At 55.6% G+C, this 21,903-nt stretch carries 23 protein-coding genes and 1 tRNA gene; 16 read left to right on the top strand and 8 right to left on the bottom strand.

Annotated elements, in window-relative coordinates; genetic code table 11:
- Positions 1 to 3: 3 nt before the first annotated feature.
- A complete protein-coding gene (locus ACOTZF_RS13960; RefSeq protein WP_013098760.1) occupies positions 4 to 1,305 on the bottom strand; it encodes an inorganic triphosphatase in 1,302 nt (433 codons plus the stop codon).
- Between the two features lie 238 nt (positions 1,306 to 1,543).
- Between ACOTZF_RS13960 and ACOTZF_RS13955 the strand changes: the two genes are divergently transcribed.
- Both ACOTZF_RS13955 and ACOTZF_RS13950 read left to right on the top strand, forming a co-directional pair.
- The gene (locus ACOTZF_RS13955; RefSeq protein ID WP_013098761.1) at positions 1,544 to 2,164 is read left to right on the top strand and encodes a TIGR04211 family SH3 domain-containing protein; all 621 of its coding nucleotides are present in this window, start codon (positions 1,544 to 1,546) and stop codon (positions 2,162 to 2,164) included.
- 61 nt (positions 2,165 to 2,225) lie between these two features.
- A complete protein-coding gene (locus tag ACOTZF_RS13950) occupies positions 2,226 to 3,467 on the top strand; it encodes a multifunctional CCA addition/repair protein (protein ID WP_020689463.1) in 1,242 nt (413 codons plus the stop codon).
- A gap of 10 nt (positions 3,468 to 3,477) precedes the next feature.
- On the opposite strand, the gene bacA is transcribed toward ACOTZF_RS13950, so the two are convergent.
- Positions 3,478 to 4,299, bottom strand: a complete 822-nt coding sequence (gene bacA / locus ACOTZF_RS13945) for an undecaprenyl-diphosphate phosphatase (protein ID WP_014833310.1) — start codon at positions 4,297 to 4,299, stop codon at positions 3,478 to 3,480.
- A 106-nt stretch (positions 4,300 to 4,405) separates the two neighbouring features.
- Positions 4,406 to 4,774: a bifunctional dihydroneopterin aldolase/7,8-dihydroneopterin epimerase gene (folB, locus tag ACOTZF_RS13940; protein WP_013098764.1), complete on the bottom strand. Its 369-nt coding sequence runs from the start codon at positions 4,772 to 4,774 to the stop codon at positions 4,406 to 4,408.
- A 107-nt stretch (positions 4,775 to 4,881) separates the two neighbouring features.
- On the opposite strand from folB, the gene plsY reads away from it, so the two are divergent.
- From plsY to ureG, 9 genes are all read left to right on the top strand, one after another.
- Positions 4,882 to 5,496 (top strand): glycerol-3-phosphate 1-O-acyltransferase PlsY, encoded by a 615-nt coding sequence (gene plsY / locus ACOTZF_RS13935; protein ID WP_014833311.1) that lies wholly within the window; start codon positions 4,882 to 4,884, stop codon positions 5,494 to 5,496.
- A 148-nt stretch (positions 5,497 to 5,644) separates the two neighbouring features.
- Entirely contained in the window at positions 5,645 to 6,472 is an 828-nt protein-coding gene (locus ACOTZF_RS13930) for an urease accessory protein UreD (RefSeq protein ID WP_129251558.1), read from the top strand.
- Between the two features lie 10 nt (positions 6,473 to 6,482).
- Positions 6,483 to 6,785, top strand: a complete 303-nt coding sequence (locus tag ACOTZF_RS13925) for an urease subunit gamma (protein WP_003862556.1) — start codon at positions 6,483 to 6,485, stop codon at positions 6,783 to 6,785.
- A gap of 10 nt (positions 6,786 to 6,795) precedes the next feature.
- Complete coding sequence (locus ACOTZF_RS13920) at positions 6,796 to 7,110, top strand: urease subunit beta (RefSeq protein ID WP_013098767.1); 315 nt, start codon at positions 6,796 to 6,798, stop codon at positions 7,108 to 7,110.
- The gene (ureC, locus tag ACOTZF_RS13915; protein WP_129251559.1) at positions 7,103 to 8,806 is read left to right on the top strand and encodes an urease subunit alpha; all 1,704 of its coding nucleotides are present in this window, start codon (positions 7,103 to 7,105) and stop codon (positions 8,804 to 8,806) included. The genes ACOTZF_RS13920 and ureC overlap by 8 nt, the downstream gene beginning before the upstream one ends.
- A gap of 9 nt (positions 8,807 to 8,815) precedes the next feature.
- Positions 8,816 to 9,280 carry an urease accessory protein UreE gene (gene ureE, locus ACOTZF_RS13910; protein WP_047351831.1) on the top strand — a complete coding sequence of 155 codons (465 nt, stop codon included), beginning with the start codon at positions 8,816 to 8,818 and terminating at the stop codon, positions 9,278 to 9,280.
- A gap of 9 nt (positions 9,281 to 9,289) precedes the next feature.
- The gene (locus ACOTZF_RS13905; RefSeq protein WP_047351830.1) at positions 9,290 to 9,829 is read left to right on the top strand and encodes a HupE/UreJ family protein; all 540 of its coding nucleotides are present in this window, start codon (positions 9,290 to 9,292) and stop codon (positions 9,827 to 9,829) included.
- Positions 9,829 to 10,503 carry an urease accessory protein UreF gene (locus tag ACOTZF_RS13900; protein WP_013098771.1) on the top strand — a complete coding sequence of 225 codons (675 nt, stop codon included), beginning with the start codon at positions 9,829 to 9,831 and terminating at the stop codon, positions 10,501 to 10,503. The genes ACOTZF_RS13905 and ACOTZF_RS13900 overlap by 1 nt, the downstream gene beginning before the upstream one ends.
- 9 nt (positions 10,504 to 10,512) lie before the next feature.
- Positions 10,513 to 11,130 (top strand): urease accessory protein UreG, encoded by a 618-nt coding sequence (gene ureG, locus ACOTZF_RS13895; RefSeq protein WP_129251560.1) that lies wholly within the window; start codon positions 10,513 to 10,515, stop codon positions 11,128 to 11,130.
- Positions 11,131 to 11,163: 33 nt separating this feature from the next.
- Here the strand turns inward: ureG and ACOTZF_RS13890 are convergent, their stop codons facing one another.
- Positions 11,164 to 13,089 carry a S8 family peptidase gene (locus ACOTZF_RS13890; protein WP_421636114.1) on the bottom strand — a complete coding sequence of 642 codons (1,926 nt, stop codon included), beginning with the start codon at positions 13,087 to 13,089 and terminating at the stop codon, positions 11,164 to 11,166.
- 417 nt (positions 13,090 to 13,506) lie between these two features.
- Here ACOTZF_RS13890 and ACOTZF_RS13885 point away from each other — a divergent pair, with 417 nt between their 5' ends.
- Positions 13,507 to 14,187 carry a LuxR C-terminal-related transcriptional regulator gene (locus ACOTZF_RS13885; protein ID WP_029883055.1) on the top strand — a complete coding sequence of 227 codons (681 nt, stop codon included), beginning with the start codon at positions 13,507 to 13,509 and terminating at the stop codon, positions 14,185 to 14,187.
- A 31-nt stretch (positions 14,188 to 14,218) separates the two neighbouring features.
- Here the strand turns inward: ACOTZF_RS13885 and tsaD are convergent, their stop codons facing one another.
- Positions 14,219 to 15,232: a tRNA (adenosine(37)-N6)-threonylcarbamoyltransferase complex transferase subunit TsaD gene (tsaD, locus tag ACOTZF_RS13880; protein WP_013098775.1), complete on the bottom strand. Its 1,014-nt coding sequence runs from the start codon at positions 15,230 to 15,232 to the stop codon at positions 14,219 to 14,221.
- Between the two features lie 236 nt (positions 15,233 to 15,468).
- On the opposite strand from tsaD, the gene rpsU reads away from it, so the two are divergent.
- The 3 genes from rpsU to rpoD all read left to right on the top strand — a co-directional run bounded on the left by rpsU (position 15,469) and on the right by rpoD (position 19,559).
- Complete coding sequence (rpsU, locus tag ACOTZF_RS13875) at positions 15,469 to 15,684, top strand: 30S ribosomal protein S21 (RefSeq protein ID WP_001144069.1); 216 nt, start codon at positions 15,469 to 15,471, stop codon at positions 15,682 to 15,684.
- 116 nt (positions 15,685 to 15,800) lie between these two features.
- Positions 15,801 to 17,546 carry a DNA primase gene (dnaG, locus tag ACOTZF_RS13870; RefSeq protein ID WP_014833324.1) on the top strand — a complete coding sequence of 582 codons (1,746 nt, stop codon included), beginning with the start codon at positions 15,801 to 15,803 and terminating at the stop codon, positions 17,544 to 17,546.
- A gap of 165 nt (positions 17,547 to 17,711) precedes the next feature.
- Positions 17,712 to 19,559 carry an RNA polymerase sigma factor RpoD gene (gene rpoD, locus ACOTZF_RS13865; RefSeq protein ID WP_013098777.1) on the top strand — a complete coding sequence of 616 codons (1,848 nt, stop codon included), beginning with the start codon at positions 17,712 to 17,714 and terminating at the stop codon, positions 19,557 to 19,559.
- 102 nt (positions 19,560 to 19,661) lie between these two features.
- Here rpoD and mug read toward each other — a convergent pair whose 3' ends face one another.
- The gene (gene mug, locus ACOTZF_RS13860; protein WP_020689452.1) at positions 19,662 to 20,168 is read right to left on the bottom strand and encodes a G/U mismatch-specific DNA glycosylase; all 507 of its coding nucleotides are present in this window, start codon (positions 20,166 to 20,168) and stop codon (positions 19,662 to 19,664) included.
- Positions 20,169 to 20,293: 125 nt separating this feature from the next.
- Here mug and ACOTZF_RS13855 point away from each other — a divergent pair.
- Positions 20,294 to 20,369 (top strand) — tRNA-Ile (locus ACOTZF_RS13855).
- 520 nt (positions 20,370 to 20,889) lie between these two features.
- On the opposite strand, the gene ACOTZF_RS13850 is transcribed toward ACOTZF_RS13855, so the two are convergent.
- Complete coding sequence (locus ACOTZF_RS13850) at positions 20,890 to 21,279, bottom strand: hypothetical protein (RefSeq protein ID WP_047716793.1); 390 nt, start codon at positions 21,277 to 21,279, stop codon at positions 20,890 to 20,892.
- Entirely contained in the window at positions 21,276 to 21,890 is a 615-nt protein-coding gene (locus tag ACOTZF_RS13845) for a tail assembly protein (RefSeq protein WP_421636113.1), read from the bottom strand. Before ACOTZF_RS13845 ends, ACOTZF_RS13850 begins: the two co-directional genes overlap by 4 nt.
- Positions 21,891 to 21,903: the final 13 nt, after the last annotated feature.

The raw sequence follows: 21,903 nt of genomic DNA, 5'->3' as shown, positions 1-21,903 counted from the left end.
GAGTTAACGTTTTCCGCTGTGCAGCCAGAATGGCTCCTGCGAAATGGCCTCGTTGCGGAAATGCTCAATCTCAATATGCTGACGGGTTTCGATGGCATGTTTCAGCCCCTGCCAGTTTTCCAGCCATGCCTGCGTTTTGACATCATCATAGGCACCCGACAGCAGTAGCATGCAGTCGATGTTGCGCGTCAGACGGATCAGCTGGTCGCCGTACTGGTCACCCAGCGGATAAGCAAAGGTGGTTTTCAGCTCTGCGGCATGGCGGGAGAGGTGGATATCCGCGAAACGTTTGAAGTTTTCTGCGATTTTTGTCTGGGCTTTCGCGTCCAGGAAAGTGCGCCAGCCGCGCGTCACCAGAAACTCGGTCAGCGCCAGTTTGGCGGCCGCGGTTTGCGGGCTGTAGATCGCCGTTTGCGCAGACACATCAGAGAGCATCAGCGTTTCAGTTTGCGTCAGCAGATCGCGTAAGTGAGCACTTGCTTTGCGAGGCACGATGCCGCCAAACAGCATCAGAGTATGACGAACCAGACCGATGGCGGCCAGGACGTGGGCTTTTGCGTTTTTCACATTACGCACCCAGAGCTCTTCGTGGTACTGCCACTGCGAAAGCGCCAGCTCCAGAGCCGCCTCCATGCCCTGCTCAACGCTGGCTTTTGGGGCTACGCGTAACACAGGGGTCTCTTTCAGCGCCCGTGGCGCATTCCCGGCGGCCAGATGATATCCGCGGGCGGCTTTGCTGAGGCTGCCCTGACGCAAGCCTGACTGACTCACTAGCTTACGCGCCAGCTTCAGCACGTCGTTCGTCTCGCCTTCCAGCAGTTCAAGCTCCAGTTCGCAAATTGGCTCCTGGTATTCCCCCGCTTTCACCTCGCCCAAATCAAGGGCGATTTCAATGCGGCTTTTGCCTTCCGTTACCAGCCATTTCTCGCGCCAGAAATCGGTGCTGAACAGCGGCTGCACCTCAGCTGCCAGGGTGGATGGCAGTTCGCCGTTTGGCCACACTTCTGCCGGAAAACGTTCCAGCTCAAGTTCTGGCTGATTGATGTCGATATTGTATTCGGGGCGCTGATGCAAACCGCCCACAACGCGACCGGCGATTTTCATCGTCATCTCGTAGCGCCCGTTCGCGCCGCGGATGCGCAAGCCCATATCATGACGACGCAGCCAGTTGTCCGGCGTTTCGTAATAGATATTGAGCAGCTGTACGGGTTCATGGTGTTCGCCGGACAGCGTTTGCAGATGCTGGCGGAGCGCGTCAACGCTGTCTTTTTCGACGATAAACTTTAATTCGATCTCTTGTGCCATAGCCTTGTACTTTTGCGTGCGTCACAGACGCGTCGATGAAGGCGAACTTCCTCGCCATTTGTTTGTCAGTACATAGTATTTTGCGCCAAATTGCCACGCAATGAGCAATTTGACGGGCGTAAAAAGTTTGCAGCGGCGGCAATCGGGACACAGATGATTCTGATTGATGACGAATCCTTTGCGTAGAGACACTGATGCCACTACTATCGTTCCACTATTTATGAAAATAACGACTGATATGCTTAAATTACGCCTGATTGGACTTACTTTACTCGCTTTTAGCGCCGCGACTGCGGTCCACGCTGAAGAAAAGCGTTACGTTTCTGACGAACTGAACACCTGGGTACGTAGCGGCCCCGGAGATAATTATCGCCTCGTGGGTACGGTAAATGCCGGCGAGGAAGTCACCCTGTTACAGACCAACACCGAGACCAATTATGGTCAGGTTCGCGACAGTTCCGGCCGTACCTCCTGGATCCCCCTGAAAGAGCTGAGCACCGTGCCAAGCCTGCGCACCCGCGTGCCGGATCTGGAAAACCAGGTGAAAACCCTCACCGACAAGCTGAACAACATTGACGGTACCTGGAACCAGCGCACCGCTGAAATGCAGCAGAAAGTCGCGCAGAGCGACAGCGTGATTAACGGTCTGAAAGAAGAGAACCAGAAACTGAAAAATGAGCTGATTGTGGCGCAGAAGAAGGTGAATGCCGCTAATCTGCAGCTCGATGACAAACAGCGCACCATCATCATGCAGTGGTTTATGTATGGCGGCGGCGTGCTGGGCGTCGGCCTGGTGCTGGGTCTTGTTCTGCCACACCTGATCCCAAGCCGTAAACGTAAAGACCGCTGGATGAACTAATTCGTCTTCTCTGCCAGACTTACGTATTATCTTGCCAAAAGAGAAAACGGGAGTGTAGGGCGTGAAGAGTTATCTGGTCGGTGGTGCGGTACGTGATGCGTTGTTAGGTCTGCCGGTCAAAGATAAAGACTGGGTGGTGGTAGGCGCCACCCCCGAAGAGATGCTTAACGCGGGCTACCAGCAGGTAGGCCGCGATTTTCCCGTGTTCCTCCATCCGCAAAGCCGGGAAGAGTACGCCCTGGCGCGTACGGAGCGTAAATCCGGTTCCGGCTATACTGGCTTCACTTGCTATGCCGCGCCCGACGTCACGCTGGAGCAGGATCTCCTGCGTCGCGATCTCACCATCAACGCGCTGGCGCAGGACGAGAACGGCCAGATCGTTGATGCTTATGGCGGCCAGGACGATCTGCGCAACCGTCTTTTACGTCACGTCTCCCCGGCGTTTTCGGAAGATCCGCTCCGGGTGCTGCGCGTGGCGCGCTTTGCCGCACGTTACGCCCATCTCAGTTTCCGTATTGCCGATGAGACGATGGCGCTGATGACCGCCATGACCGAGGCGGGTGAGCTTGAACACCTGACGCCAGAGCGCGTCTGGAAAGAGACGGAGAACGCCCTCACCACCCGCAACCCACAGGTCTTTTTCCAGGTGCTGCGCGACTGCGGCGCCCTGAAGGTGCTGTTCCCGGAGATAGACGCGTTGTTTGGTGTGCCTGCCCCGGCGAAATGGCACCCGGAAATCGACACTGGCGTGCACACCCTGATGACGCTCAGTATGGCGGCCATGCTCAGCCCGGAGGTGGACGTGCGCTTCTCAACGCTGTGCCACGATCTCGGCAAAGGCTTAACGCCAAAAGAATTCTGGCCTCGCCACCACGGGCACGGCCCGGCTGGGGTGAAGCTGGTCGAGGGGCTGTGCCAGCGCCTGCGGGTGCCGAACGAGATCCGCGATCTGGCGAAACTGGTGGCCGAATTCCACGACCTTATCCACACCTTCCCGATCCTGAAACCGGCCACCATCGTTAAGCTGTTCGATAACATCGATGCCTGGCGTAAACCCCAGCGCGTCGAGCAGATCGCGCTCACCAGCGAGGCTGACGTGCGCGGGCGCACCGGGTTCGAAGCGTGCGACTATCCGCAGGGGCGCTTGCTGCGCGCCGCGTGGGAGGTGGCCAAAGCCGTGCCAACAAAAGAGGTCGTCGAAGCAGGATTTAAAGGCCCGGAAATTCGCGAAGAGCTGACGAAACGGCGGATTCAGGCGGTTTCAGAGTGGAAGGAAAAGCATTGCCCTCAGCCAAAAGACTGAGGGCAGCCGGTCAGAAGAAGACCACGTAAACCGCAGCCGCGACGATAAAGCGGTAGATCGCGAACGGGATAAACGAGATACGCTTAATCAGTTGCAGGAAGGTTTTAATGGCAATCAGCGCCACGATAAAGGCGGTGATAAAGCCCACGGCGAACATCGGAATATCGCCCGTGGTGAGAAAACCAATGCTTTTGTAAAGGTCCAGCGCGGTGGCGCCCATCATCATCGGCACCGCCAGCAGGAACGAGAACTCAGATGCCGCGTAACGGCTTACACCCATCAGCATCCCGCCGGAAATCGTTGCTCCTGAACGGGAGAAGCCCGGCCACAGCGCCAGACACTGGAAACAGCCAATGATAAAGGCCTGGCGATACGTCATATCGTCCAGACCTTCTGCGCGCGGCGTTTTTGGCTTCAGCACTTCCGCCGCAATCAGCAGGAAACCACCGACCACCAGTGCGTACATCACGTTAATCGGGTTAAACAGCGATTTGATGGTGTCGTGGAAAACCAGCCCCAGCACCACCGCCGGGATCATCCCGAGCAGGATATGAATCAGCGTCAGGCGGCCCTTGCTCTCTCCTTCACGCTGTGGCAAACGCCCGAAGTGGATGCCGATCAGCCCAAACAGACGACGCCAGAACATCACGACCACAGCCAGAATGGACCCCAACTGAATGACCACCTCGAACGTCTTTGCGGTATCGCCTTCAAAGCCCAGCAGGTGGCCAACAATAATCATATGGCCCGTACTGGAAACCGGCAAAAACTCCGTCAATCCTTCGACCACACCCAGAATTGCCGCCACCAGCAGCGAGTGCATATCGCTCATCTATAAACCCCTAAAAAAATATAAAAAAAACGGTCGCCCCAACAGCTACCGTGAAAGATACAGCTTTAAGACCGATATAACCTAAAATGGTTTAGCTATTATGACGTTAAATCTTTCCTTTCAGATTTGTGCCACGCTCGATGATGACCCCCACATTGGCGGCACGCGCCACCGCGCCCGGCTTACTCAGCTTAATGCGCACCCACGGCGAGTTGAATTTGGTCAGCAGTAACTCTGCCACCTCTTCTGCCACGCGCTCCACCAGCGCAAAACGCTGCCCTTCAACGTGGGCGATGACTGTTTCACTGATGTCGGCATAGCTCAGACAGTCATTCACGTCGTCACTTTTTGCCGACTTGCGGTTATCCCAGCCCATTTCGATATCGAACACCAGCTTCTGCTCGATGGTCTGTTCCCAGTCGTAAACACCAATAGTGGTGATTACCGAAAGTTGCTCTATAAATACAATATCCATCACGACCTGCCTGCTTTTTGGCTAAACCGGATACCACTTCCGGTGAATTATGCGTATTATCCACAGATGCTGAGAATACAGATACATTTTCAAAACGGAACAGCGTTATGAGTGCAATCGCGCCTGGAATGATTCTCCTCGCCTACCTTTGCGGCTCAATCTCCAGCGCCATTCTGGTCTGCCGCATTGCCGGGTTACCTGACCCGCGCGAAAGTGGCTCCGGTAATCCGGGAGCGACCAATGTACTACGAATTGGCGGCAAGGGAGCAGCCGTAGCGGTTTTGATTTTTGACGTTCTGAAAGGGATGTTACCCGTCTGGGGCGCGTATGCGCTGGGCGTGACCCCGTTCTGGCTGGGGCTTATTGCCATCGCCGCCTGTGTCGGTCACATCTGGCCCGTATTCTTCGGTTTTAAAGGCGGCAAAGGCGTCGCGACGGCCTTTGGTGCCATCGCGCCCATCGGCTGGGATCTCACCGGCGTAATGGCAGGCACCTGGCTGCTGACTATTCTTCTGAGCGGCTATTCGTCGCTGGGCGCCATCGTCAGCGCGCTGATTGCCCCGTTCTATGTCTGGTGGTTTAAACCCCAGTTCACCTTCCCGGTGTCGATGCTCTCCTGCCTTATCCTGCTGCGTCATCACGATAATATTCAGCGTCTGTGGCGACGTCAGGAGACCAAAATCTGGACGAAGCTCAAGCGAAAGAAAAAAGATCCTGAATAAAGCGCAGCGCCCCTCATTTATCCCGGCAGCGCCGCGCCTGCACGCGCCGGGAACGACAAAGTCTTATCCATAAGCGACTCATATGACAGCCTTCATTTCCGCCAGGGCATACTGAAACGTATCTCCCGGGCGCGCGAATGGAAGCACCATGTTAGCAACTCAGGTCACTGATAGTTCGTACAAAGGCTGGCAGGCCTCGCTTGACCTGCGGTTTTGCCACACGCCTGAGAAAACCCTCCTCCATGCCGCGCACCACGTCGGGCCGCTCACGGTACAGCGTCCGTTCTACCCCGAAGGGGAAACCTGCCACCTTTATCTGCTGCACCCGCCGGGTGGCGTGGTGGGCGGTGACAGGCTGGATATTACCGTAAGTCTGGACGCCAATAGCCACGCGCTTATCACCATGCCCGGCGCCAGTAAGTTCTATCGCAGCAGCGGCCCACAGGCCCGCCTTAACCAGCACTTTTATCTCGATGAGGCGTCCACGCTGGAGTGGCTGCCGCAGGACACCATTATCTTTCCCGGCGCCAGTGCCGCGCTGCGCTCCGTCTTCCACCTGAAGGCCTCCAGCACGCTGCTGGCGTGGGAGCTGTACTGTCTGGGTCGCCCGGTGATCGGCGAGACCTTCAGCCACGGCACGCTGGAGAGCCGCCTTGAGGTCTGGGTGGATGACGAGCCACGTCTGATTGAGCGTCAGCATCTCAGCGACGGCGATCTTACCCCTGTTGCCGGGCTGCCGTGGCTCGGCACGCTGCTGTTCTATCCGGCCGGAGACACGCACCTCGACACGGCGCGTGAGCTGCTCGCACCACTGAATACCTTTGCCGGGGTGACGCTCACTGACGATCTGCTGTCGGTGCGTTTTCTCTCCCACGACAACCTGATTTGCCAGCGGGTGATGCGCGATATCTGGCAGTCGCTTCGCCCGCTTCTCACCACCAAAACCGCCTGTTCGCCGCGTATCTGGCAGACATAAGAGAAACGTTATGGAACTGACCCCCAGAGAAAAAGACAAGCTGTTGCTGTTCACCGCCGCGCTGGTTGCCGAACGCCGCCTTGCGCGCGGGGTAAAGCTCAATTACCCGGAATCGGTCGCGCTGATCAGCGCCTTCATTATGGAAGGCGCGCGCGATGGCGAAACCGTCGCCTCGCTGATGGAAGCGGGCCGTCACGTCCTGACGCGTGACCAGGTGATGGAAGGCGTACCGGAGATGATCCCGGATATTCAGGTGGAAGCCACCTTCCCGGACGGGTCAAAACTCGTCACCGTGCATAACCCGATCGTGTAAGGAGCGCGTAATGATCCCAGGCGAATACCAGATCCAGTCCGGCAATATTGCCCTCAACGTCGGGCGAGAAACCCGGCTTATCATCGTCGAAAACCACGGCGACCGGCCTATCCAGGTAGGGTCGCACTATCACTTTTACGAGGTGAATCCGGCGCTGAAATTTGACCGGGAAGCCACCCGGGGCTTTCGACTGAATATCCCGGCAGGCACCGCGGTGCGGTTCGAACCCGGCCAGAAGCGCGAAGTGACGCTGGTGAAGGTCACCGGGGCGCAACGCATTTTCGGTTTCCGGGGTGACGTGATGGGAGAAGTGAAAAATGGCTGAGATTTCGCGCCAGGCTTATGCCGATATGTTCGGCCCCACCACCGGCGATAAAGTGCGTTTAGCCGACAGCGAGCTGTGGATCGAAGTCGAAAACGATCTCACCGTCTACGGCGAAGAGGTCAAATTCGGCGGCGGGAAAGTGATCCGCGACGGTATGGGCCAGGGGCAGATGACCGCGGATGACTGCGTGGATCTGGTGCTGACTAACGCGTTGATTGTCGATCACTGGGGGATCGTGAAAGCGGATATCGGCGTGAAGAACGGGCGGATCTTCGCCGTAGGTAAAGCCGGCAACCCGGACATTCAGCCCGGGGTGACGATCCCGATCGGTGCCGCCACGGAAGCGATCGCCGCCGAAGGGAAGATCGTTACCGCTGGCGGGATCGACACTCATATCCACTGGATCTGCCCGCAGCAGGCCGAAGAGGCACTGGTTTCCGGCGTCACGACGATGATCGGCGGCGGCACAGGTCCCGCGGCAGGGACCAACGCCACCACCTGCACGCCGGGGCCGTGGTATATCGCCCGCATGCTGCAGGCTGCAGATACCCTGCCGGTGAATATCGGCCTGCTGGGTAAAGGCAACGGTTCTAACCCGGATGCCCTGCGCGAGCAGATAGCCGCCGGGGCCATCGGGCTTAAGATCCACGAAGACTGGGGCGCAACGCCTGCGGCCATCAACTGCTCACTGGAGGTGGCGGAAGAGATGGATATTCAGGTGGCGCTGCACAGCGACACGCTGAACGAATCCGGTTTCGTCGAAGACACGCTGGCAGCCATCGGCGGGCGCACCATCCATACCTTCCACACGGAAGGGGCCGGTGGCGGCCACGCGCCGGATATTATTACCGCCTGTGCGCACCCGAATATTCTGCCCTCCTCCACCAACCCGACCCTGCCCTATACGGTCAATACCATCGATGAACATCTCGATATGCTGATGGTCTGCCACCACCTCGACCCGGATATCGCCGAGGATGTGGCTTTTGCCGAATCGCGTATTCGCCGGGAAACCATCGCTGCGGAAGATGTGCTGCACGATATCGGCGCATTCTCGCTGACCTCCTCTGATTCCCAGGCGATGGGCCGCGTGGGCGAAGTGATTCTCCGCACCTGGCAGGTGGCGCACCGCATGAAGGTGCAGCGCGGCGCACTGCCGGAAGAGACTGGCGATAACGACAACTTTCGCGTGAAGCGCTACATCGCCAAATACACCATTAACCCGGCGCTGACGCACGGTATCGCCCATGAAGTGGGCTCCATCGAAGCGGGCAAGCTGGCGGATTTAGTGGTCTGGTCCCCGGCGTTCTTTGGCGTGAAACCCGCCACCATCGTCAAGGGTGGGATGATTGCCTGCGCCCCGATGGGGGATATCAACGCCTCTATCCCCACGCCGCAACCGGTCCATTACCGTCCGATGTTTGGCGCACTGGGTGCCGCGCGTCACGCCACCCGGCTGACGTTTGTCTCGCAGGCTGCGGACGCGCAGGGGATAACGCAACAGCTCAATCTGCAGAGCGCCACGGCGGTGGTCAATGGCTGCCGCACGGTGAAAAAGGCCGACATGATCCACAACGGCCTGCAGCCAAATATCACCGTCGATTCGCAAACCTATGAAGTGCGCGTCGACGGCGAACTGATAACCAGCGAACCGGCTGACGTACTGCCGATGGCGCAACGCTATTTCCTGTTTTGAGGAGTGATGATGATCTATTTAACCCAACGCCTGGACCATGCGCATCCGATTACCGCCAGCGTCACGCTGCCGATTGACGTGCGGGTGAAAAGCCGTGCCCGCGTGGCGCTGAATGACGGGCGCGAAGCCGGGCTCATGCTGCCGCGCGGTTTACTGTTGCGCGGCGGCGACCTGCTCTGTAACGAAGACGGCAGCGAAGTCATCGAAGTGATTGCCGCCCCGGAGTCCGTCTCCGTGGTGCGCTGCGACGATCCGTTCCTCCTCGCCCGCGCCTGCTATCACCTGGGCAACCGCCACGTGCCGCTGCAAATCATGCCCGGCGAGTTGCGCTATCACCACGATCACGTCCTCGACGACATGCTGCGCCAGTTTGGGCTGGCGGTCACCTTCGCCAGCCTGCCGTTTGAACCTGAAGCGGGGGCCTACACCAGCGAGGCCCACAGCCAAAGCCACTCTCACGCTCATTCACATTAAGGATTAATCATGCGTAAGTATTTACCCCTGTTACTGCTGGCCTTTTCCCTGCCTGCGCTGGCACATCCGGGACACGGTGCCGACAGCTTCCATGCTGGTTTTTTCCACCCGCTGACCGGACTTGATCATCTGCTGATGCTCGCCGGTGCGGGCGTGCTCTCCGCGCTGAGCGGCCGCAAGCTGCTGCTGCCTTTTGCCACCCTTGGGATGATGTTTGTCGGTGCCATTGCGGGCAGCCTGCTCGGCGGCTTTAGCGGCATGGAGATGCTGATTATCGCCTCGCTGGGCGTCTGCGGCGTGATGATGTTTAAAACTGAAAATCGTCTGCTGCTGGCGGTGCCTGCCCTGGCGATGTTCCACGGCTGGGCGCACGGGGTGGAGATGTCCGGTCACAGCTTCTGGCTCTTCACCAGCGGCTTTATGCTGGCCAGCGCCACGGTGCTGTGCGCCAGCTTCGCCGCCGGGTTACTGCTGCGCCGTCACGACGGACTGCGTAAAACCTTTGGCGGTGGGCTTATCGTCTCTGCCCTGCTGGCGCTGATGAGCTGATGGAACTCGCCCGCCAGCGGCTGCGTCTGATGCAGCTCTCCAGTAGCAGCCTGCCGGTCGGGTCGTTTACCTGGTCGCAGGGGCTGGAGTGGGCCGTCGAGACAGGCTGGGTTACCGACGCAGAGGCGTTCAAAAACTGGCAAACCCTGCAGATGGAGCAGAGCTTTTTCTGCGTCGACCTGCCGCTTTTTGCCCGGCTCTACCGGGCCTGTGAAGAGGGCGATCTGGCGGCAGCAAAACGCTGGACGTCATACCTGCTCGCCTGTCGGGAAACCCGTGAACTGCGGGAAGAAGAACGCAATCGCGGCGCCGCCTTTACGCGGCTCATCAAAAGCTGGGAGCCGGACTGCCCGCCCCTCTGGCAGCCGCTGTTTATGCAAAGCCAGCTCAGCGGCATGGCGTGGCTCGGCGTGCGTTGGGGTATTAGCGCGCACGAGCTGGCGCTGAGTCTGGGCTACAGCTGGATTGAGAGCGCGGTAATGGCCGGCGTCAAGCTGGTACCGTTTGGGCAACAGGCCGCACAACAGCTGATTATCGAACTCAGCGACCATTTTGCCGCCGGGTTTGAACAGGCATTTTTACGTGACGATGAGGCACTGGGCGCGGCGACGCCGCTTTCCGCCATCGCCTCTGCCCGCCACGAAACACAATATTCACGGTTATTCCGTTCCTGAGGATGCAACATGGCTGATTACAAACATCCCCTGCGCGTTGGCGTGGGCGGCCCGGTCGGTTCGGGCAAAACCGCGCTGCTGGAAGCGCTCTGCAAGGCGATGCGCGACACGTATCATCTGGCGGTAGTTACGAACGATATTTACACCAAAGAGGATCAACGCATTCTGACCGAAGCGGGCGCGCTTGAGCCGGAGCGCATTGTGGGCGTAGAGACGGGCGGCTGCCCGCACACCGCCATTCGCGAAGATGCCTCGATGAACCTGGCCGCGGTGGAAGCGCTCAGCGAGAAGTTCGGCAATCTGGATCTGATCTTCGTCGAAAGCGGCGGCGATAACCTGAGCGCGACCTTCAGCCCGGAGCTGGCGGATCTGACGATCTACGTGATCGACGTGGCCGAAGGGGAGAAGATCCCGCGCAAGGGCGGGCCGGGGATCACCAAATCCGATTTTCTGGTGATCAACAAAACCGATCTCGCGCCGTACGTGGGTGCCTCGCTGGAGGTGATGGCGCGCGACACCAACCGCATGCGTGGCGAGCGTCCGTGGACCTTTACCAACCTGAAGGCGGGTGACGGTCTGGCAACGATTATTACGTTTCTGGAAGAGAAAGGGATGCTGAGGATCTGAAAAAAGGCCTGGCGCAATGCCAGGCCGTGAGGGTTATTTACAGCTGTTACTGGAAGAACCCTGCTCGCGCCACGCGCCCCACTGGCCGCCGGTTCCCGGGGTTTCCTGACCCGGGTTGACATACCACTGGTTGAACCAAATTTTACCGTTGTAAGAGACTTTGGTGCATTTGGTCGGGTAAGCGATTTTGGCGTTATAGGCCGGTGCGGCAGGTTTTACCGGCGTATCGTCTTTTGCCGGGGTGTCGTCTTTCTCGGGTACCGCCGGCTTAGTGACCTTAATGGTCATGCTGTCCGTCGCGGTCCGTCCATCTGCGCCGGTTGTGGTCAGCGTGAAGACCGCTTCTCCCTCGCTGTTGGCAGGAATAACGGCATAGGCATGCGCGCTATCCACGCTCTTCACCAGCGTGCCGTTCAGGTTCGCCTCCAGCGAGAAGGTTTCCGCCCCTTTTGTCACGCTCCAGTTATACGATTTGGCATTCAGGCTCTTGCTGCCGTCCAGCGGGTAGGTGCTCACGCCCGTGGTCGGGGAGACCATGGTGTAATCCGCGCCTGCCGCAGCGGTTGGGGCCGGAGCGACAGGGGTGTTACCGTCTTTCAGCGCCATAATACGGGCTACCGCACGCTCCATGTCAGGCTGTGTCCCCACTTTTGCCGAATCCCCGTTCGCCAGCGGCGTACCGGTCTCCGCCAGAATCTGACGCATCTGACGCGGTGTCACGGTAATACCGTTGGCTTTGGCGATGCCTGACAGGCTTGCTACCACACCCGCAATAATCGGGTTCGCGGAAGAGGTTCCGGCAAAAGTCGCGGTATAGGAATCGTTAACGCCAGCGTTTTTATACAGATCGCCATAACCGGTGGTCACCACATCCCAGCAGCCCCAGGCAGAACTGGTAATGCGCGAGCCATAGGAGCTGAACGACGCTTTTTTACCGTCTTTTGCACAAAACGCACCCGCCAAAATAGCCCCGGAGTCCCGGACATTCACGTCATACTCCCCCTGGAACCCTGGGCTGTCCATATTGATATTCCCGTTACCTGCTGCCTCAATAACGTGAACACCTTTGTCGGTCAGCGCCTTAATAATATCGTAATAGGCGGTCTGGGATTCCATTGCGACCCAGCAATCCTTCTGACAACCCGCTGGATAACCCCCCGCAACTTGTATCCCGATCTGCACCACATCACCCGCTTTTAGCTGGGGGATTAAATTATAGAGGTTATTACTCGCGGAGGCCGCATACCCCATCCGGCTTTTCCAGGCTAAACCGCGAATACCGGTGCCCATATCTTTCGCCGCCATAATCCCCACTGAAGCGGTGTCGTGATCATGGCTTGCAACATACGTCGTCTTGCCAGAGCTGAGACTCATCGGCGGTAAGTTGGCATGGCTGGTATTCCAGGCATCAATCTCCGCCGAAATAATCGTTACCCCTTCACCCGCACTGCCTGCATAGCGATCAACACTGTCGCGGTTGACGCCCCCCATATAATAACCGGTGCGCTTAACATCCGGCGCTTTGAGATAATCCTGCTTATTGCGGAAATCCGGAATGGCAGCAGACGTTAAATTAACATTCAGGGAGGACTTTAACTGTGGCGTAAGGGCCGTGTCATCCAGCGATACCGGCTCGGCTTCCGGGTACACAAACTCTACGTTCTGATTTTGTTCAAGCTCGGTGATAATATGGTTAATATATGTTTTATCCTGACTTTTATCTTTCGGTAACTCGATGCGCAGATAACGGTCAAAACCATAGCGTTTATTAAGCTCCGTCAATTCAGAGGATTGAGTAGAACTACGCAAGTTGGTCGGACGGAACATATTTGTTGTTGTCAGGGAAGCGTCGCTCAAGGTAATTTTATTGTTTGTGGCTTTTAACAGACCTGTCGTCGGTTTTAGCTTGAGCACAATTGCGGTGTAGGTGGCATTATCCTGTGCAAATTCATTTTGCACCAGAGTTTCAGCCGCAGCAGAGAATGAAATTGCTGCACAAATAAAAAGAGATAAAGCGCTTTTTTTCATGATAATCACGGTTCCTGTGTGAATTGAAATTTTTCCTTTTTCAGTATCACTGACACACGGACCGCGAAGAATAAGAGTGGCCTACTCTAATGAACAGAGTTTTCTCTAAATAATTAAGAAAATTCCATACTGCGTTAATTTATATTTCGCAATGCAACGATACACCTGGATACAAAAAACGTAAAGCTTAATCATTATGAAATAATCAAGAGCCGTCGGCGTTAAAAATATTCTCGTTACTGCTGCGACTTTACCGCAAAATGAATTTTAATAACATTATATCTTGCGAGGTGTTCCAACCGCCGTTGGCCCCGCCATTTCATGAAAGGGTTAATACGACGCATCATTATGGACATTAAAATCGTTATCGCTGAAGAATCCTCGTTAATTCGACGCGGCTTATCCTCCATGATGCAGTCCCTCTCGTTACCCGCCGTTGGCATGGATCAGAGGTGCGTTCTGATCGGTGAGGCAGCGGCCTCCGCTGAACTTCAGTCGCTTCTTGGCCAGCATAATCCGGATATCGCTATTCTTGGCTATTCGCTGACAACCAGCCTCAGCCGCCCTCCGCTCGGGGGAATGGACGGGCTGAAGCTCTTGAGATGGCTTAAACAGACCTACCCTGCGCTTAATATTATCCTGCTCTCGCCCTATGCAAACGCCACGCTTATCCGTCAGGCGCTAAAGGAAGGAGTCAGAGCGTACTTATCACGTGATATCAACGAGAAAACCTTAAGCCAGGCGATTACCACGGTCCTGAAAGGCGAGATTTATATCGAAAACCAGCTGGTGAATATGCTTTTCCGTCATGAAAAGACGGACGTGGAGAAACTCTCTCCACGGGAAATTGACGTGCTGCGCCTGATTTGTAAGGGATTAAATTTGAAGGAGATTGCACAGTTTATGCATTTGAGCATCAAAACGGTCAGCGCACATAAGGTCCGGGCGATGGAAAAGCTGGACGTACAAAACGATTGCCAGCTTTACTCTTTGATCATCAAGAACCAGATGTTTGAGATCGGGATGTAAACGTCTCCCGCCGTTAAGACGGGAGCGTCGGTCAAGCTTCCGGCAGCTCCGCCAGCGGCCAGCGTGGGCGTACAGAGACGCTCAGATCCGCCGTTGCGCCAGCGTTCAGGCGCACCATCCCGGCGTAGGCGATCATCGCCCCGTTATCGGTACAGAATTCCGGGCGCGCATAAAACACTTCCCCGCGACGCTTTTGCATCATCTCCGCCAGCTTCGCACGCAGCGTACGGTTAGCGCTGACGCCACCCGCCATCACCAGGCGCTTAAAGCCGGTCTGATCCAGCGCGCGTTTACACTTGATCATCAGCGTATCGACCACCGCATCTTCGAATGCGCGAGCGATGTCCGCACGGGTCTGCTCGCTGTCATCATTATTGCGGATGGTATTGGCGGCGAAGGTTTTCAGGCCGGAGAAGCTGAAATCCAGCCCCGGACGGTCGGTCATTGGACGCGGGAAGACAAAACGCCCTTCCGTGCCCTGCGACGCCATTTTCGAGAGCATCGGGCCGCCCGGGTAATCCAGACCCAGCAGCTTAGCGGTTTTGTCGAAGGCTTCTCCGGCAGCGTCATCAATCGACTCGCCCAGCAGCTCATACTTACCAATACCCGTCACGCTAATCAGCTGGGTATGGCCGCCAGAGACCAGCAGCGCCACAAACGGGAATTCGGGCGGATTCTCTTCCAGCATCGGTGCCAGAAGATGCCCTTCCATATGGTGAACCGGAATGGCCGGAACATCCCACGCGAAGGCCAGGGAACGGCCCACCGTCGCACCGACCAGCAGCGCGCCGACCAGACCCGGGCCTGCCGTGTAGGCGACGGCATCAATATCAGTTGAGTTCAAGCCGGCCTCTTTCAGTGCCGCCTGAATCAGGGGAACCGTTTTACGCACGTGGTCACGAGAGGCCAGTTCAGGCACGACGCCGCCGTAGTCAGCATGCAATTTCACCTGACTATACAGTTGGTTGGCAAGAAGCCCTTTTTCGTCGTCGTAAATGGCGATGCCGGTTTCATCGCAGGATGTTTCAATACCCAGTACACGCATGACTTGTTTTACCTCGTTTCAGTACCGCGCAGTGTAGAGCCTGGGCGGGTTGATGTAAAACTTTGTTCGCCCCAGGACATCCGCTCGTGTATACTCTTCCCCCTTATAAAAGTCCCTTTCAAAAACGCGTCGGTGCTTTACAAAGCAGCAGCATTTGCAGTAAAATTCCGCACCATTTTGAAATAAGCTGGCGTTGATGCCAGCGGCAAACCGAATTTATCAAAGGTGAGAGTTACATGCCGGTAATTAAAGTACGTGAAAACGAGCCGTTCGACGTAGCACTGCGTCGCTTCAAACGTTCATGCGAGAAAGCAGGTGTTCTGGCTGAAGTTCGTCGTCGTGAGTTCTATGAAAAACCAACGACTGAACGTAAGCGCGCTAAAGCTTCTGCAGTGAAACGTCACGCGAAGAAACTGGCTCGCGAAAACGCACGCCGTACTCGTCTGTACTAATCCGTTGAGGGCGACAGTCCTCAATTGACAGACAGAGTAATAGTCGTAAGGCCGTGCTTCCGGAAGGAATGCGCGGCTTGTTTTCGTTTATGAGTTGCTAAAAACTTTTGGGGCATATGGCCGGACGAATCCCACGCGTTTTCATCAATGACCTGCTGGCAAGAACCGACATCGTCGATCTTATCGACGCGCGGGTAAAGCTGAAAAAGCAGGGCAAGAACTACCATGCGTGCTGTCCTTTCCATAACGAAAAAACCCCCTCCTTCACCGTCAACGGTGAAAAGCAGTTTTACCATTGCTTCGGCTGTGGCGCACACGGTAATGCCGTCGATTTTTTAATGAACTACGACAAGCTCGAGTTCGTTGAAACCGTCGAAGAGCTGGCGGCGATGCACAACCTTGAAGTGCCGTATGAAGCGGGCAGTGGACCAAGCCAGATAGAGCGCCATCAGCGTCAAACGCTGTATCAACTGATGGATGGCCTGAATTCGTTTTACCAACAGTCTCTTAAGCACTCTGCGGCTGAGCCTGCGCGTCAGTATCTGAACAAGCGCGGACTGAGCGACGATGTCATTGCGCGTTTCGCTATTGGTTACGCCCCGCCCGGCTGGGACAACGTGTTAAAGCGTTTTGGCGGCAATAGCGAAGATCGTAAATCGCTGATCGACGCAGGCATGCTGGTCACCAACGACCAGGGACGAAGCTACGACCGCTTCCGCGAACGGGTGATGTTCCCGATCCGCGACAAGCGTGGCCGGGTGATTGGGTTTGGTGGTCGCGTGTTGGGTGATGCCCTGCCCAAGTACCTCAACTCCCCGGAAACTGACATTTTCCATAAGGGCCGTCAGCTTTACGGCCTTTATGAGGCGCAGCAGGCAAATGCGGAACCTCCGCGCCTTCTCGTCGTCGAAGGGTATATGGATGTCGTTGCGCTGGCGCAGTATGACATCAATTACGCGGTGGCCTCGTTGGGCACGTCCACCACGGCCGATCATATTCAGCTGCTGTTTCGGGTGACCAACAACGTCATCTGCTGCTACGACGGTGACCGCGCAGGGCGCGATGCCGCCTGGCGTGCGCTGGAAACTGCGCTACCTTATATGACCGACGGGCGGCAGTTACGCTTTATGTTCCTGCCCGACGGTGAAGACCCGGATACGCTGGTGCGTAAAGAGGGCAAAGCGGCGTTTGAAGCGCGGATGGAGCAGGCTCAGCCGCTCTCCACGTTCTTGTTTAACAGCCTGATGCCGCAGGTTGATTTAAGTACCCCTGACGGGCGCGCGCAGCTCAGCACGCTGGCGCTGCCGTTAATCAGCCAGGTGCCCGGCGAAACGCTGCGCATCTATCTGCGTCAGGAGTTAGGCAACAAGCTCGGCATTCTGGATGACAGCCAGCTTGAACGTTTAATGCCAAAACAGGCTGAAAACGGCACGGTTCGCCCCGCGCCTCAGCTAAAACGCACAACCATGCGTATACTGATAGGGTTACTGGTCCAAAACCCCGAACTTGCACCGCAAGTGCCATCGCTGGCGGGTTTGAACCACGAAAAATTGCCCGGGCTTGGCTTATTTTCAGAACTGGTCAACACATGTTTGTCTCAGCCAGGTCTGACCACCGGACAACTTTTAGAACATTATCGCGGCACAAAAGAGGCCGCTACCCTTGAAAAATTGTCGATGTGGGACGATATAGCAGATAAGGACATTGCAGAAAAAACGTTCACCGACTCACTCAACCATATGTTTGATTCGATGCTCGAGCTGCGCCAGGAAGAGTTGATTGCTCGCGAGCGCACACACGGTTTGAGCAGCGAAGAACGCCGGGAGCTCTGGATGATAAACCAGGAACTGGCGAAGAAATAAGCAAAAAGACAAAAGTATTTAACGGCTTAAGTGCCGAATATCGATCGGGAAGCCCCCGGCAGCCGCACTGAGAGGCAGCGGCAAAAATATAAGTACGCCCTCGCTTTAAAGGTTGGCAAACCATCGCCGACACCAATCAAACGAATTAAGTGTGGATACCGTCTTATGGAGCAAAACCCGCAGTCACAGCTGAAACTTCTTGTCCAACGTGGTAAGGAGCAAGGCTATCTGACCTATGCCGAGGTCAATGACCATCTGCCGGAAGATATCGTCGATTCAGATCAAATCGAAGACATCATCCAAATGATCAATGACATGGGCATTCAGGTGATGGAAGAAGCACCGGATGCCGATGATCTGTTGCTGGCTGAAACCTCCAACAACACTGACGAAGATGCGGAAGAAGCTGCTGCACAGGTACTGTCCAGCGTGGAATCTGAAATCGGGCGTACCACTGACCCGGTCCGCATGTACATGCGCGAAATGGGTACCGTTGAACTGTTGACCCGCGAAGGCGAAATTGACATCGCAAAACGCATCGAAGACGGGATCAACCAGGTTCAGTGCTCTGTTGCTGAGTACCCGGAAGCGATCACCTATCTGCTGGAGCAGTACGATCGCGTTGAAGCGGAAGAAGCGCGTCTGTCCGATCTGATCACCGGTTTTGTCGACCCAAACGCTGAAGAAGATATGGCGCCAACCGCCACTCACGTCGGTTCTGAACTGTCTCAGGAAGAGATGGATGACGACGAAGACGAAGATGAAGAAGAGAGCGACGACGACAGCGCCGATGATGACAACAGCATCGACCCGGAACTGGCACGTGAGAAGTTCGCCGAGCTGCGTACCCAGTACGAAGTGACGCGTGACACCATCAAAGCCAAAGGTCGCAGTCACGCTGCTGCCCAGGAAGAGATCCTGAAACTGTCTGAAGTCTTCAAACAGTTCCGCCTGGTGCCAAAACAGTTCGACTACCTGGTGAACAGCATGCGCGTGATGATGGATCGCGTACGTACCCAGGAACGCATCATCATGAAGCTGTGCGTTGAGCAGTGCAAAATGCCGAAGAAGAACTTCATCACCCTCTTCACCGGCAACGAAACCAGCGAAACCTGGTTCAACGCGGCTATCGCGATGAACAAACCGTGGTCTGAAAAACTGCACGACGTGAAAGAAGACGTGCATCGCGGTCTGCAGAAGCTGCAGCAGATTGAAGAAGAGACCGGCCTGACCATCGAGCAGGTGAAAGACATCAACCGTCGTATGTCCATCGGTGAAGCGAAAGCCCGTCGTGCGAAGAAAGAGATGGTTGAAGCAAACTTACGTCTGGTTATCTCTATCGCCAAGAAATACACCAACCGCGGTCTGCAGTTCCTGGATCTGATTCAGGAAGGCAACATCGGTCTGATGAAAGCGGTAGATAAGTTTGAATACCGTCGTGGTTACAAGTTCTCCACCTATGCGACCTGGTGGATCCGTCAGGCAATTACCCGCTCTATCGCGGATCAGGCGCGCACCATCCGTATTCCGGTGCATATGATTGAGACCATCAACAAGCTCAACCGTATTTCCCGCCAGATGCTGCAGGAGATGGGTCGCGAGCCGACGCCGGAAGAGCTGGCTGAACGCATGCTGATGCCGGAAGACAAGATCCGTAAAGTGCTGAAGATCGCCAAAGAGCCAATCTCCATGGAAACACCAATCGGTGATGATGAAGATTCGCATCTGGGTGATTTCATCGAGGATACCACCCTCGAGCTGCCGCTGGACTCTGCCACCACCGAGAGCCTGCGTGCTGCCACGCACGACGTTCTGGCTGGCCTGACCGCCCGTGAAGCGAAAGTACTGCGTATGCGTTTCGGTATCGATATGAACACCGACCACACGCTGGAAGAAGTGGGTAAACAGTTTGACGTTACCCGCGAACGTATCCGTCAGATCGAAGCGAAGGCGCTGCGTAAACTGCGCCATCCGAGCCGCTCTGAAGTACTGCGTAGCTTCCTGGACGATTAATCCAGGTAAACAGCAAAAAGCTCCCAATCGGGAGCTTTTTTTTTGTTTATCCCCTCTCCCTGTGAGAGAGGGCCGGGACGAGGCATCAGGCCGCAGAGGCCCCTAAAGCCCCCGCACCACCAGCGCCTCGTCGAGCTCCCTGTAAGCTTCCACCAGTTTATCCAGCGTTGCCCTGTTAAGTCCGCTCGGGTTTGGCAGCACCCATACCTGCGTCACACCTATGGTGATGGCCTGTTTACCCCATTTCACCCCGCGCTGGCTGAACGCCTGCTCATAGGCCTGTTTCCCCAGAATCGCCAGCGCGGCAGGCTGGTAGTCTTCGATCTTCTTAATCAGTTCCCGCCCGCCAGTGCGCAGCTCATGCAGGTTGACTTCGCTCGCCTGCACGGTTGGTCGCTCCACCAGCATGGTGATCCCGCAGCGCGTATCCAGCAGATGCTGCTCCTCTTCAGGCTTGAGTAACCGGTCGGTAAACCCGGCCTGGTAGATCACTTTCCAGAAGCGGTTCCCCGGATGAGCAAAGTGAAAACCGGTATGCGCCGAGGATTTACCGGGGTTGATCCCACAGAACACCACCCGTAATCCCGGGGCCAGAATATCGTTGATCATATTTACTCCCGATTGATACATCATCATGGAAGTATAAAGGATTGATTATGCGTTGTTTATAAAAACAGCAGGCGGGTGTGAATGGCTGGATTGCTGCGGGGAGTTACATTATAATCCACCGCCACGGCCCCTTAGCTCAGTGGTTAGAGCAGGCGACTCATAATCGCTTGGTCGCTGGTTCAAGTCCAGCAGGGGCCACCAAATATCAAGGGCTTACGTTAATTCGTAAGCCCTTAGTCTTTTCTAGGATACCCATAGGATACTCGCGCAAAGTATCTTAAAGTAAAAAAAAGCCCGGTATATACCAGGCTCTTTCCTCCAACTCCTTCAACTTTTTACAAACAGGACATTGCCATCTTGCCCCACGGGTTTCCGTACCCGGCTGTAAAAGCGTGCATTTTGACCTCTGAACCTTCACCGTCAGCACTCACAAGGGCAACAACTGAAGCGCCAACATCAGATACGGATACCACTATTCTGTAGCCCGTTTCAGTCTCCATTGTTGTTGCCGATGGGTTCAAATCTGACATCTTGGGTGCCAGGCAGCGAACTACCTCAGCTGGTTTTTTTGGGCTTTTACCAGTGAAAATTGGAGGTTTGCTGGTAATCGTGTCAACTGAACAACCAGCCAATAGAATCGATGCAACGAATAAGGTAATTATTTTTCTCACTTCATCCTCTACTTAATATTTCAATCCTGCAGCGTAACGGGTATGCGGGCTTAGTTGATGGTATTTGGTAAATGGATAAATGCCGCTTTATTTTTCTCCAGTTTCTCTTTCATGTACTCCGTCCAGCAACGGAAAAGCGCTTCATCAGTACCGGGATAGGCATATAAGTACCCCATCAGAACTTTGTCCGTCAGTTCTTCTTCCTGATCCCATCCAACAATGAATTGGCGGAAAAGCCCGTATGACCTTTCCGGATCTGTGTTTTTCCACATATCCACGACGATCTCAAATGGAGGAACAACAAATGTGACCATTACAGGGAAATCCTCGTAACCCACTGGCTCTTCATCTGATTTTAGGCAAGAGCCAAAGCCCGTTGGAATTATGACCTCACGGGTAAATGTCTCACCTTCAGGCCAAAGCTGAGTTGCTTCTGTCATAATTTATCCTCTACGTAGATGCCAGCAGAGATGATCGCACCACCGATGCGGCGCTTACCATAAGCCAAGGGTACCGGATAACCTTGCGCAGCAGTATTAGTAACGCCGCCAAATGCGTATGAAGCCTTGTTATCGGCATCCTGTTTGCTGGCTAAGCCCGTGGGCTGAGGGGATAGCATTTGTACAATTCCACCAGCAATCATGGCTGCGCCAAGCTTCCATGCAACCGGCCCCCATGTACCACCGCCCCACGCCTGACCAAATGTAACCCCAATTGCCCCTACCACTACCAGCACCGCGCCGAGAATAGTTTGCAGCACCCCTGCTTTTTTGCTGCCGATTAACACAGGCACGATATGAATCTCGCGCCCATTGTTGGGAAACTCCAGATCATTTTCTCCAATATTCTTTTTCCCGACATAAATCGCATACGTTAAACCTCGAGCCTTGCTTGTATTCATGTATTTTTCGAATCCAGGGATCGTTGCTGCCAGAGCCCGGAAAGCCTCATGCGTAGTCCGTATCAGACGTTGATGAGTTTTCCCGAAAATCTTGCCGAGAGGGCCAAACATACGGATGGTAGCAAGTGTTTCATTGTTAGCTGTATTCATCGTTCTACTCCTG

It is taken from the genome of Enterobacter cloacae complex sp. SHL021 (genome assembly GCF_049237765.1).
In the GTDB taxonomy this organism is placed as follows: domain Bacteria; phylum Pseudomonadota; class Gammaproteobacteria; order Enterobacterales; family Enterobacteriaceae; genus Enterobacter; species Enterobacter cloacae.
Note: the sequence above shows the minus strand (reverse complement) of the source record. Positions and strands in the feature narration are given on the sequence as shown.